Origin of the sequence: Colwellia sp. MB3u-8 (assembly GCF_014076985.1) — a bacterium.
GTDB lineage: Bacteria > Pseudomonadota > Gammaproteobacteria > Enterobacterales > Alteromonadaceae > Cognaticolwellia.
Window position 1 is genome coordinate 152,669 of record NZ_JACGVA010000030.1, and the last position, 13,042, is coordinate 165,710.

The 13,042-nt window shown below is 37.1% G+C and carries 12 protein-coding genes and 1 pseudogene; 3 read left to right on the plus strand and 10 right to left on the minus strand.

Going from position 1 to position 13,042, the window contains the following annotated elements:
- Positions 1-6 precede the first annotated feature (6 nt).
- The 3 genes from H4J54_RS00840 to H4J54_RS00850 form a co-directional block, all read right to left on the minus strand.
- Positions 7-1,227 (minus strand): efflux RND transporter periplasmic adaptor subunit, encoded by a 1,221-nt coding sequence (locus tag H4J54_RS00840; RefSeq protein WP_182188939.1) that lies wholly within the window; start codon positions 1,225-1,227, stop codon positions 7-9.
- Between the two features lie 60 nt (positions 1,228-1,287).
- Positions 1,288-2,532 carry a TolC family protein gene (locus H4J54_RS00845; protein WP_182188940.1) on the minus strand — a complete coding sequence of 415 codons (1,245 nt, stop codon included), beginning with the start codon at positions 2,530-2,532 and terminating at the stop codon, positions 1,288-1,290.
- Positions 2,533-2,636: 104 nt separating this feature from the next.
- Positions 2,637-2,984 carry a DUF2946 domain-containing protein gene (locus tag H4J54_RS00850; protein WP_182188941.1) on the minus strand — a complete coding sequence of 116 codons (348 nt, stop codon included), beginning with the start codon at positions 2,982-2,984 and terminating at the stop codon, positions 2,637-2,639.
- 463 nt (positions 2,985-3,447) lie between these two features.
- Between H4J54_RS00850 and H4J54_RS00855 the strand changes: the two genes are divergently transcribed.
- Together H4J54_RS00855 and H4J54_RS00860 are read left to right on the plus strand one after the other, a co-directional pair.
- Entirely contained in the window at positions 3,448-4,071 is a 624-nt protein-coding gene (locus H4J54_RS00855) for a tyrosine-type recombinase/integrase (RefSeq protein ID WP_182188942.1), read from the plus strand.
- A gap of 158 nt (positions 4,072-4,229) precedes the next feature.
- Positions 4,230-4,523: a hypothetical protein gene (locus H4J54_RS00860; RefSeq protein WP_182188943.1), complete on the plus strand. Its 294-nt coding sequence runs from the start codon at positions 4,230-4,232 to the stop codon at positions 4,521-4,523.
- Between the two features lie 499 nt (positions 4,524-5,022).
- Here the strand turns inward: H4J54_RS00860 and H4J54_RS19205 are convergent, their stop codons facing one another.
- The 3 genes from H4J54_RS19205 to H4J54_RS00875 form a co-directional block, all read right to left on the minus strand.
- The gene (locus H4J54_RS19205) at positions 5,023-5,274 is read right to left on the minus strand and encodes a superinfection immunity protein (RefSeq protein WP_182136054.1); all 252 of its coding nucleotides are present in this window, start codon (positions 5,272-5,274) and stop codon (positions 5,023-5,025) included.
- A complete protein-coding gene (locus tag H4J54_RS00870; RefSeq protein WP_182188944.1) occupies positions 5,275-6,060 on the minus strand; it encodes a MerR family transcriptional regulator in 786 nt (261 codons plus the stop codon). It abuts the gene before it with no gap.
- 862 nt (positions 6,061-6,922) lie between these two features.
- A complete protein-coding gene (locus H4J54_RS00875) occupies positions 6,923-7,534 on the minus strand; it encodes a PEP-CTERM sorting domain-containing protein (protein WP_182188945.1) in 612 nt (203 codons plus the stop codon).
- Between the two features lie 887 nt (positions 7,535-8,421).
- Between H4J54_RS00875 and H4J54_RS00880 the strand changes: the two genes are divergently transcribed.
- Entirely contained in the window at positions 8,422-8,751 is a 330-nt protein-coding gene (locus H4J54_RS00880) for a VF530 family DNA-binding protein (protein ID WP_182188946.1), read from the plus strand.
- A 344-nt stretch (positions 8,752-9,095) separates the two neighbouring features.
- On the opposite strand, the gene H4J54_RS00885 is transcribed toward H4J54_RS00880, so the two are convergent.
- From H4J54_RS00885 to H4J54_RS00900, 4 genes and pseudogenes are all read right to left on the minus strand, one after another.
- On the minus strand, positions 9,096-9,578 hold the full coding sequence (locus tag H4J54_RS00885) for a protein disulfide oxidoreductase (RefSeq protein WP_182188947.1): 483 nt from the start codon (positions 9,576-9,578) through the stop codon (positions 9,096-9,098).
- A gap of 385 nt (positions 9,579-9,963) precedes the next feature.
- The gene (locus H4J54_RS00890) at positions 9,964-10,632 is read right to left on the minus strand and encodes a PEP-CTERM sorting domain-containing protein (protein ID WP_182188948.1); all 669 of its coding nucleotides are present in this window, start codon (positions 10,630-10,632) and stop codon (positions 9,964-9,966) included.
- Positions 10,633-11,481: 849 nt separating this feature from the next.
- Positions 11,482-12,462: pseudogene (locus H4J54_RS00895) on the minus strand (transposase).
- A gap of 213 nt (positions 12,463-12,675) precedes the next feature.
- A complete protein-coding gene (locus H4J54_RS00900; RefSeq protein ID WP_182188949.1) occupies positions 12,676-12,963 on the minus strand; it encodes a coiled coil domain-containing protein in 288 nt (95 codons plus the stop codon).
- Between the last annotated feature and the right edge of the window lie 79 nt (positions 12,964-13,042).

A 13,042-nucleotide genomic window follows, 5' to 3' on the forward strand; every position in this document is an offset into this window, starting at 1 on the left:
AATAAATTAATGGTTATGAGGGTCAAAGCTGCCTTTGGCAATTTCCGCTGCAATATAAAAAGCGCCCGTTGTGGCGACTTTAGTGCCTGCGGGTAAACCATTAATTTCACGTAATGCGCCAAGTTGTCGGCCTAGTTCAATTTCTACTCCATTAAATTCACCATTTTCTTCAACAAATACCATCCAGTCACCATCACTACTCCGCATTAATGCTTCTTCCTGTACAGCCAGGACCTTTTTGTCAGTTTCAAAGGCAAAATAGACATCGGCAAATAACCCTGGATGAAGCTGATGATCGTCGTTTTGAACCGTCAAACGTATAATGCGCGTGCGCGTGATAGGGTCTATGGTATGAGCTTTTTGAGTGACAGTAGCTAGGTATATTTTATCAGCCACTTTTACTTGCGCTTTTGAGTTTTTGGGCAAGTCCAGTTCCATCGAAGGCGCTAAACGTGCTTCAACCCATAACGTGCTCTCATCAGCCAATTCAAATAAAGTACCACCGGATTCGATGCGTTGACCTTGGCGAAAATCATCAGATAATACCGCGCCAGAAATCTCTGCGTTTAAGGTGTATTGACCCAATTTTTTAGTATTGGTTGCCAAAGAGGTAATAGCGTCAGCAGATAAGCCAAACGCATATAAACGTCCTAAGTCAACCTCAAAAGCGGTCTGACTTTCTATAAATCGTTTGTCACCAACCGCTTTTTGACCCAGTTTTTGCACTCGTTTCCACTCTGAATCGGCGAGTCTATAGCTAGCTTGCGCCTCAGCCATTGACTCACTAAACAAGGTAACCAAGGGCTGATTAATTTCAACATGGTCACCTAAAGCAACATGGCGTTTGAGTATCACTGAATCCACTCTTGGCGAGACTATATAACTGGTATAATCATTAGCCTTTATCTCACCTTGAGCATAAATACTATAAGACATCGCCTGAGGCTCTAGTACGGATATATTAATTTCTGCTAAATTTAATTGCTCCTTTGAAAGTTTAACTCCCGCACCTTCTTCTTCGTGTTCATTTTTATTTTCATGCCCATCGTCTTTATCTTCTTCGTGCCCATCGTCTTTTTGTTCTTCAAGATGCTCTTTACTATGACTTTCGGCCTTATGCTTTTCGGCTTTTTCAGCCGACTGAACATTTGCAAATGTCGCAGGACTTATGGTTGTTATTCCACAAAAAAGTGCGGCAATAGCTAATAATTTAATTTGCTTATTCATATGTTATTTCCAAAATTTGTTCATTGACTATTAATTTATTATTGAGCGTGCCTTTACTATTCAAGGCTGAAATAATTGCTGGAGCACAGTCTTTATTTGTCCCACTTGTAATAGCCAATCGATTTGGCTTAACTGAAATTTACTGTGTAATTCAATACCTGCATTAAGACCTTGAGCACGTTGTTGTAATGCGAGTAAATACTCGGTAGTGCTTACATCACCGCTTTGCCATTGCTTTTGCAGTAAATCGCCACTACGTTTCCCTCTGCCATTCATCAATTGTTGCCATCGTTGATAGCTTTGTTGGTAGGTCTTTAACGTGTCTGTAGCTGATTGAATTTCATATTTTTGTTTCCTGTATATCGCGCGAAAATTAGCTTCTGCGGCAATGGCTTGTTGGTTTGCAGCCCTAGCTTGTGCCGAAAAGTCATTACGGATATTTAACGGCATTGAAAAAGTGACGCCTAGCACATTCTCTCGATCATTCTTACCCGCACTAATACCAATAGTTGGCTCGGCTTTAGTTTCTAATAACGCGAGTTGCGCATCAGTTTTGCTAATTTTCCATTGTGCTTTTGCCTCTAGAACTAAAGGGTGTTGTTGAAGCCATTGAGTTGAAAATTGAGCATTGGTGATACTTAAACCTTGCGCAGGTAGAACACGTTTATCCGGCGCCCAATCTCTTAGTAGCTCCTTAACTTGAGCTTCTGCTTGCTTTAATTGCACTTGTACCTTTGCAGTGACATTCAACATTTGCGTTAAGCTTAAAAAAGTGAGTTCGGTATCCACTTGTCCAAGATCACCTGCTTTTTGACGGTCGGTAACGATATTAAGTAAGATCCCTAACTGCTTTTCTTGTGCTTGGGCGATAACAGCTTGTTTTTTGGCTGCTTGCCAAGTAACTAACGCTTGTAAAGCTTGCGCTGTTTTTTCTTGAACAAGGTAATTAAAGTGAGCACTCGCTTGAGTTAAGCTAAAGTTAGCTTGTTGTTCTTTTGTTGCTCGCTTATCCCACCAGTCAATAGTTTGATTAATACCAATTGAATAATTATTAACATCACCTTCTCGTTCATAACCTGTCTCTAATTCAGGATTATAAAGCGGTTGCTTGTCTCCCTCTGCGGTTGAAAAAACAGCATTCAGTTCTTCTTTAGCGGCAATAATATCGGGGTGTTTGTTTATTTGCACCGACACCCAAGACGTCGATGTTGTTTGTGCATTGACTCTTTGTATATTAATTACAATAGCCAAAGACATACTGACGCATAGTAAAGCGCCAATATTTTTTTGAAAAAATATTTTCATAAATTAAACTCATATTTATTTAAATAGTGCTAACTGACGACAGTAAAATCGTAAGTAGACACGAATATAAAGATGCTCAGCTAAACTGAGCGGTTTTAACAGAGTTAACTTATAGGGGGGATTATTGGGTTATCGTGAAGAGGGTTTGAATATTGAGATAAATATCTATACTGATGTTCTATCTGATTTTGACGCTCAGTAAAATTTTCAGTTTGAACGAGCCACTGAGTATGAAATCCATGACAGTGTCCACAGTGATGACAATCTTTAACGTTATGTTCATTGTCTGTAGATAGGTCGTTATCAACCACTTGATCATCAGATTCATGTGAATGTTCTGTTTGGAGATGTTGTACATCTAATTCATGCGTTTCTTGTGAATTGGCAATAGCTCCAAACGATTGTAATACAATCGCGATAACTAAAATAAAATTCAGAAACTTATTTTTCACAGCAAGGACCTTTAATGATGCACATTACAATTTGAACATTTGTGATCTAGTTCGTCAATTTAAACTAAACGATAATAAGTAAGTAAATGATAAAACTTAAGGGCTTATAACTTGGGTATGCTCGTTTCGCGAACAAAAAAATATATAATGAGATGGTTTTATTGTCCGAAATTGTTTTCAGTGAGCATGATTTTGGTTAAATCTGCAAACTTAAATTAATTGATTTTGTGAAAAAACAGCATCTACAGCTTGATGTGAACGACAGGTATGAACTTAAACCTGCCCCACGAACAAGCAGTACATTTTAGTTAAACTTACCCTGAATATGATCATGGTTTCTCAAAACTCAATCTCAGCTTCTGGCTAAGAGAAGCATTCTTATCTACATACGCATAATGTCTGCTATAAATAAATTTTAGTGTTTCAAGCCATACTTATAGTCCTTCAAGAAAGGAGCACTATTATGTTTAACAGCAAATCAACTTCACGAAAAACCTGCTGGAATAAAGGCAAACTAGTTGGTCAAAAACTTCCCCTTAAACTCGAAGAAATATGGTCAATTAGGATACGGTTAGAGCTGGAAAATAACCTGCGAGAATTAACAATGTTTAATTTGGCTTTAGACTGTAAATTACGCGCCTGTGATTTTATTAAACTAAAAGTTTTGGATATTGCTCATGGAGCTACTATTCAGTCCAGAGCCATGCTTATTCAACAGAAAACAGGTAGTTCGGTTCAATTTGAATTACCCCCTAAAACTAGAAAGTCACTGCAAGAATGGATAGCACAAAAATCGCTTAGGTCTGGTGATTATTTGTTTGGCAGTAGAGTAAAAAAAGATTTTCATTTAACTACTCGTCAATATGCAAGGATCGTTAAAAAATGGATTTCAAGTATAGGTTTAGATCTCATATTATATGGCACTCATACCATGAGACGAACTAAAGCATCTTTAATCTATAAGAAAACAAAACATTTGAGAGCAGTACAAATATTACTTGGGCATACAAAACTAGAGAGTACGGTTCGTTATCTTGGCGTTGAAGTAGATGATGCGCTTGAGCTGTCGGAAGCAACCGATATTTAACTCAAACTGAAGGCATGGACGCCTTCTTCAATGATACGCTAGCTGACATTTCAATATCTATTTTAAACTTCTATCGTTTTCCAATTTTTTGTTCCAACTATAGGTTACAATGTACCTTGTTAATTTAGTGCCTATTGAGTAAGTCATAAAGTATGAAAATGAGTAAAATCTGCCATCGTTTGAACAATAAGTTATTGGCTGTATTAGACCAAATCAATGAAGAGGCAAAGCAAGTCGGTGGTTTTAGTCATATAAGTCACACTGTTCAGTTCGATTGCTTCCCTGCCAGTTTATTAGTGCACTGCCATTTTAGTGAAGCACAAAAGCTACGTGTTGCACATAGCAGTCATGCTGAAACCAAATTACAAAAGCAGTTGCATAAATTTCTTTTTAAAAAAGGAATCGTGTTAAAAAATCCTAAAATGAATTTAAAACTGCAAGGTCCGGCTTAGAATCAAACAGACTATATTTCACAAGTTGTGTAATAAATATTTAGCTAGATGGATAATACTCTAATACTCACTGACCAGATGTCAACAAAGCCACCAGGCTGTGTGAAAACTCTCAGAGTAAATTTTTTATGCGACGCTACGTGAATTAACAGGTGGTTTTACCTCAAACGTACTACAGAATTTAATCTACGGAGCCTTTTTACGTTGATATTATCCAATTACGCAAGTTCGAAATAGTTTTCACACAGGCTGCCACCACAGCGGTCGTTCATCATTTAGTGCTAACAAAATCAATACTTCTGCTCATATCCAATAAATAGATATTTTTGCTATCACCCCCCATAATCAGGCTGATCCACAATCAGGAAAATAAGCACACTGTATGTTGAATAAACCTAACTTCAAGAGCTAAAAAAGAGCAGTTTAACTTTATTAAAATTTTGTGGTGATAGTTGACGCTTTAATACTTGCAATCCACAGCGGGACATTTCGCTATTTTTTAATTTTCAGCTTCCACTTTGGAAGTATATTTAGCAATGGTTTTACCACTTATTGCCCATACCAAAACGCCTCCCCAAGCAATGAAAGATAAACCTGCTGGAATACAGGCCAACACTATCAGCTTAAATTGCTTCCGATTAAAAATTAATGCAAGCATCGCAGGGAGAAACCAAAGAATAAATACTCCGACTAACACAAGCGCTATAAAGGCATAGTTTTCACTTATTAATACTTTGTTTAATATATCCACCTACTTATTTCCCTTTAAATTACGTTCCGCATAATAAATCATTGCTGCACGGGCATGTTCAGCATAACCTTCCCCATAATGCTCACAAAGTTCGTTCATTTCTGACATATCCACACTGTTGGCCATTTGTATATAGCTGTCAAAACTAATGCCCGTAAAATCTTCAACCATAAGGCTCGACATATGATTGATACTTTTATAGTGTTTGTCAGTCAACTCTTGCACTTCTTTACTATCTATCGGTTGACCGATTGTCTTTGCAAAAGCTTTTGTGATTTCAAGACTCTCTTCTTGTAGTTCCTGTGCATCCTCCTCACTTAATTTAGCAAAATTTTGTACACTTTCTTGAACCTTTTCTTCCCCTACCCGAGAGCGAGTCATAGCATCCCATCGCTCTACTTTATCTTTAGGGATGTCTTGAAAAAAGATATCCAAATTTTTCTTCGCTTGTAAATTATTCATAGTCGCCTCAATACTGTTAATCATTAGAGAAATTGATTGTTGACGTTCTACTAACATCACTCTTTGTTCAGATAGGACTTGATGTAAGTCTTGACCTTTAGCGTTGAGTAAATTCTTAATGTCTTCAATACTAAAGTCCAAGGCACGGTAGATTAAAATTTGCTGTAAAATAACTAAGTGCTTTTGACCATATGTTCGATAGCCGTTATCAGGTTGACGCATTGGTACCAGCAACCCCTTATGATCATAATAATGTAAGGTTTTTACGCTAACATCAGCCAACTTGCTTAACTGACTTACACTATATATTTTGGCATCAACCATATTATTTCTACCCATTAAAGTTGTGATGTTTTGTAACTTCGTCCTACATTGCCAATGTTCAACTATGACCTAGGGTGAGAGTCAACCAGTATTTATTGTATTAAATGTAACAATCCAAACGTAAGGCAATAACACGCCCTTAAAAGTCGGAGGTAGTAATAGATTAATTGAACCGCCCAGACTACATTAATATTGAATGTCTAAAATGCTAATATTTGTATCTTAGCAAGCATGTGGTAAGTTGGATATTCCAAAGAACAAAGATCTTTTTGTGGTAATAGCTCGCTTTCAAATATGAAATCTCACCGGCAGCAATGAGCTTGAAGCGGACGTTAATAATAACGATGGTGTAACTTCCGCTTAGCGCACTTTTCAGACCAAATTTATGCCTATTTGCTCTAAACATAAGATACAAAGTACTTAGTCCGCTTAATGCCTCATAGCTGACTGTAAAAAAAACTGACACTATCAAATAATTAGTTCCGCTAGCGCACGAAGGTAACATTAGCACTAACAAATATTAGTGCCCAAAAATGAAGTCACTTGGGGGATTGGGTTTAATCGTCACTTATGCCACTTTGAAGACATAAAATTTGGAGAGTTTTCTAGTTATATAATGGTATGTTTATATAGGAAAAAAGACATTACAAAATCACATACGTCGATTAACGCCGCTTTATGAGACGCACAAAACTGTTCCTGCGTTTTTGGCATTCCCACCATCCTTGGCGATCGAAAAAGCATCTACCTAATTGGAAGATGCTTCTTGATGATTTTCAACAACATTGGGTTATATGGCTTGGCTAATATCAACCAAGGTATAACATTGTCGATAATTAATTTTGATAGCGAAAAATATTGATTAATATTTTTTCTTAAAGCGACGTAATGCTAAACCCATTAAACCTAATGTGAAGATTGCAAGGGTAGAAGGTTCGGGAACACTTGATGCCGTCCCCTTATACAACAAAAACGGTAAATTACTCATGTACTCATTTTTTGTTGTATAACTTGTCTCATTCACAAGCAACCCATATCGGCTATACCAAAACGTACCGACCCCACCCGTCTCATCGTTATTAAACAAAAAATAATCACTGCTCCCATTTGCGTTGTTTCCCAATGATCCGTCCGTGTAATAATCCTTCCCACCGCACTGATTAAAATTTCCATTTCCATTGAACACAACGTCGCAGCTTGAATTATAGCCTAACACTGAATTTGTAAAACGATAAGCAGCCGCAATGTCCGCAATATCGAAATCTTCGTATATTCCGCCAACCGAAGTTACAGTGACAAACTCATCGTAAGTTGAACCCTCCATTGTGTCTAAGCTTAGGTAGGTGTATCCGTCGCCGAAAATATAGGTTCCATCGTAGGATAGATTACCAATTAACGTAGCGTTAACTGACCCTGAGAATAATATGACAGCGGCTGCACTTGCGATAATCGTTTTTAAAAATTTAAATTTCATTTGATATTCCTGTTAATCCCTTCGTATATTATTACGCTTGGGTAATGCTAAAAGTGATACGTCATCACGAATGCCCTACGAAAAGCACAAAACACGCCAAGTTATTAATATATAATTATTTCAAGTAGATATAAAATATCAATGATATATGTCAGTTAGAAGTGTAAAGTAACCTGACACAATAAACTCATCAACCCATTTATTTTGTTACATAAAATCAACAAGTAAGGGGGTATTGGTCTTATGATAAAAATAGTTTTAAATGCTTGAATTTATAATACAACTTTAAATAATTCATCGGAAAAGTATGGTTAAACTAGGTAAAAAACCCATTTAGTAGTGTAATTGATTAAAACTTTGCGGTGCTAGTATTTGTTGATTAATTGCTTTAATCCCACTACAAATCAGTGAAATCAACCATCAAGACCATCTAGCAACTGACTTGTATCCTTTGCTAGTGCTAATACATCATCTGCTAGTGAACAGCAAAAAAGACATATAAAGTAATTAGTCCGCTTACTTTCCCATAGCAGACTGTAAAAAAAGCTGACACTATTAAATAATTAGTTCCGCTTAGCGCACTTTTCAAACCAAAATTTATGCCTATTTGCTCTAAACATAAAATATATTGTACTTAGTCCACTTACTGTCTTATAGCTGACTGTAAAAAAAGCTGACACTATCAAATGATTAGTTTCACTTTTCGCACATTCGATACATTAAGAATTGAGTTGATATTGCAGTTCGGATTATATTTTTTGCGTCAGCCAAACTTAACAAAAAAAACAATAGGTAGGCATTCCGTATAGCTTGACCTGATTTAAACGCATAAGTCTGTCAATATTTAAGAAACTTGTTACAATGCTATTTTTGATTTTAGGTAGTCTATGAATAAAAGTAATGAGCCTCTACACGGCGTGAAACTTGAACAGATTCTAACCGAACTGGAGAAGGAAGTTGGTTGGGATAAGATGGGTGAGTTACTTAATATTCGTTGTTTCACTAATAAACCACGTCTTAAATCAAGTTTGAAATTTCTGCGTACAACCCCTTGGGCACGCAGTAGAGTTGAAATTTTGTACCTAAAAACATTTTGTAGTAAGCATAAAGCAACAGGAAAAGTAATTAGGGGGATACTCGCTCAAAAAACAGCAGTATCAGGAACGTCTTCCACAAAGCCCGCTCCCTTTGTTTGGCCAACATTAAAAAATAAATAGACGTGATTTAAAGGATTCTACTATCACTGTTTACAGCGCTAACAAGCACAGCAGTAACGAGATAATCTACCCTCATTTCGTCCGCGCTACTAAAGAGGTCCTATTCAGTATGTTGTTTTGCGACAGTCCCGAAATATCCGGGATTGTCTGCCATCGCCAATAAACCTGTGGGGTCAGGTCTTTGAATTATAACCATCGACATTTCCCTTAGAGTTTAACGTTTGTGACTGAAAAATCATCATATTAGGATAAAAGTATATATCCAACCTCGCATAAAAAACAAAGCATTAGAAAATTTATCGCTACGTTATAGCTGCTACCTTCCGCTCTACGCCTTGAGTTCTTTAAAAAGCAATGCGCCACCATAAACCAAATAAACTCACATAACCCGTTGTGAAGTGAACGAGTTCACCTTGGTCAATCACCATCACTAATGGAGTAACTTGCACACCTAACGAGTTAGCTATGCGATTATTATCGTCGTTAATGACATTAAATTGATAACTTTCTATTTCCATGTATGTTTTTAGTGTCTTATTATTACCAGATTGCATGGCAATACTGTAAACAGGGTAATGCTGTGAAATAGTATCTACAGAAGGGCTAACAAAGGAACAAACTGGACACCAAGTCCCCCAAAAATAGACTAGAACTGGTTGTTCAAAACTTAGTTCCTTTAAATTAATGGTTGTATTATAGATTGTCTGTCCCTGTAGATCGGGCAGCGATTGTCGATCAATCCCCCTAGTTCGCCACGTATCTACAGCAAAGCTCGTGATGAGAAAAACGATGACAATAAAAAAGATTTGTTTTAACCATGACTTCATTTATTGCCTCTCCTACAAGACTATTTTTTTAACTATTTTCACTTTTGTTGATAATAGTTACCATTAAGACTAGCCATTCTAATGTCTTCAATGCGAACTGAAAAGTCGTTAGCAATAAATAATTCTTAAGGCCAAAATTGCAACTACTTGGAGGATTTTTTTAACTGTCACTTATGCCAAAAATCGGTCTAAATTTATCAAGATCAATAGTCCCCTCAGCCACCATTTCGGTCATAGAAAATGATTAAGTATCTTACTGGTGGTAGTTTAGTGACGGAGACCACGGATAATAAAACAATAGGTGTCTATATTTTTTACTAATCACCTGACAAAAAAACATCAATCATTACAATTGATGTTTCTTGAATAAAATCACTTTAAATTATTAATATTTTCTCTTAAATCGACGTGATGCTAAACCCATAAATCCTAAAGCAAATATAGCGAGTGTAGTAGGTTCAGGAACAGAGGAAGATATGACCTGTTTATTTACTGGCTCGCTATAATCAACCAAAAAGCCATTACCTAATGGGCTAAAATATCCAACTCCGTCCAAAGCACCGTTTGAACCACCAGGATTTAAGGCTAAAGCTCTAAAAGACAAAGCATTGCCAATGAAGCTAGAATTGGAATCTACGTCCCATGTAAATGACCATAGGTTCCATGCTCCACGAGCTGGTGACTGAGCGCTATAAGATGAAGCTAAACTCTGACCCATACCAGCAAAAGTAATATCAAACCCAGTGAATAGTGCGTTACTCCAATTGCCTGCAGAAAATAAAATAGTATAAATCCCTTCTTCAATTGTGTAAGCGCCATTAGAAATATCATTCGTATAGACGACATGACTAGGGTTGGAATGAGAAATATATCCACCTTCAGGGTTTGCCTGCCCACCATAAAAACCTGCTTGAGAGGTCGTGCTATACCAACCACCTGTAGATTCCCATCCATTGGTGCTAGGTTCGAATGATGCGTCAACAATTAGGGAAGCGTGCGCAAAAGAGGTGAGTAAAATAGCAATACACAGTGTAGTTAGAGCTTTAAATTTCATTTTTATCCTTATTAATCCCTATCTGACTTTTTAAAAATAGGTAATTACTAATAAAGTGACAAATTGCCACATCTTTTTTAGATGGTAAATATAATACCGGGGCTTGAAATTTACATGCACCATTCAGGCCAGTTATTTTATTATCAATAATTACAGTAACTTGTGTGTTCAATGTTAATTTAATCATGTGTTAGTGTAAAAAAACTCGACACAAAAACCTCATGAGCTAGTGATCTTTAAACATAAAATACTGTTCGATAATTAAAATAAAGTCTTAGCTAGGTCATCAGATTCCCACTAATCAGTAAATGTCTTCTCCTCTCTTATTAAGAAGACATAAAGTTTTTACATAAATATGGTATTCAATGCACACTTTTCTGACAAAAACTGTTTTTTAATTCGTCAAACTATAAGGTCAGAATCATCAACTATGCGCATCAACTGCCATCAACTATGCCACCCATGATAATTCTACGCAATAATAATGCTCTGAAACACTGCTATCCATTGGTCAACAACAATGCATGTACTTCATATGCTAAGCCTTTGTATATCGATTTTTATATATTTTCATTAAATGAGTGAATGTCAGGCAAGCGGTACTTGCCACCCAAAGGTAGCCGTGTTTTTCTTGCTGCAATCAACTATGCCACCCATGATAATTCTACGCAATAATAATGCTCCAAAACACGGCTATCCATTGGTCAACAACAATGCCTGTACTTCATATGGTAAGCCTTTGCATATCGATTTTTATATATTTTGATTAAATGAGTGAATGTCAGGCAACCGGTACTTGCTACCCCAAAGTAGCCGTATTTTTCTTGCTGTCTTAGCATGTAGTTAAGTTTAAGCGCTATTCAAACAAGCTTGAGCATTGGCTTTACCGTGTGCTCGCTTTAAACCCACGTGTTCAGTAAATTCACACAAATGCTCTGCGGTGCCCACCGCACCAGTGAATATACCTTCAAAGTTTGTGGTGAGTTTGAGCCAACTTTCATTGCTGATGTGAAGTCTTGACAGTATCTGTGCGGTTTTAGTGTCGATAGCGCCTCGTTTGTCTTCTCTTATTACGCGACCTGTTTCATCTACTAGGGTTAAATAGTCCTTCAAGCTAAAGCTGATACCTGAGGCTTTATCTTGATGTTCATGGCCAGTAAAGGCTAATAACGTTGTCGGTTGCTCTCCCATGATGGCTGCTTTGATACGAAGTTGAATACTGGTAAAACTCGATTGTTCCGGTGTTGGCGCAATGCCCGCACGGACTGGATTTAAATCTACATAAGCCATACAAGCGAGTAATGCACCTTCATCGAGCAGGGCTTGTGATGTAAAGCGTCCTTCCCAAAAGTGCCCTGTGCATTTATCTTCTTTATTGGCTTGTCGAGCAATAGGCTCGTTTAATGCCCGCATAAACCAACTGATATCGATTAAGCGTTGCTTATAGACCTGCGCTGTTTCTTCAACCATTTTTATTTCGAATGTAGTTAATGATTGCTCTCGCTAATATTGACGGGTCAAAAGGGTGCCTTTAAACAACTTATGCCAACGGGAAAGTACATCTAGCGTAGTCCAATTTTTAACGTGTTCACTATCAACATGAAGGACTAAATGTAAGTGATTATTCATGACAGCGTGAGCACAAATATCAATAGCAAATACCTGAGATAATTGAAAAACACGTTTTTCAATCCAACTACGTCTATGCTCATAGCTAACACCCGTTGCTTTATCAACACCACATAAAAAGGCTTTGCGGACGGTTCGACTACAAATATGATAATACGGCGTATCAGATAAACTAATTTGTTGTGAACGAGGCTTAGGCATAACAATCACCACACTTAAAAAGGGTAAATTAAGTGTAGTTTATTGTTTAAAAAACAAACAAGTTATTATGGGTGGCTAAATTATATTATATAAAAAACAAACAATTTATTATGGGTGGCTTAATTATATTAATTATATTAAACAATTTATTATGGGTGGCTTAATTATATTATATTATACTCAAGTAACTTCCGCCAACAAATCTGGCTGCGCTCATTTAAACCTTGAGGCAGCGCTTTTGACTGCTTCTCCAAGAGAGTGCCAGGCGTTTTCGGTGCCAGCTTTAAGATCTTCCCATGCGTCGTCACTGGCCTCGGTTAACTCTATTAGCTTGTCTTTTGCCGAAGCCTGTTTCGCCCTAAGCCTTTCAATTTGCTCATAATATTCAATTTTAACACTCGCTTCAGCTTTGTCAGCCTTGGCCTTTAACTTGTCGATATCCTCGCCCCACTGGTCGAGTTCAGCTCGTAGTTTTTTCTGATACGATTCTTTCATGCTCATAATTTATACGCCTCATTATTGTTGAATGATTGTCCAGACTTATAGTCCAGTCAGGTTTTTGTATCAATTAACAATCCCC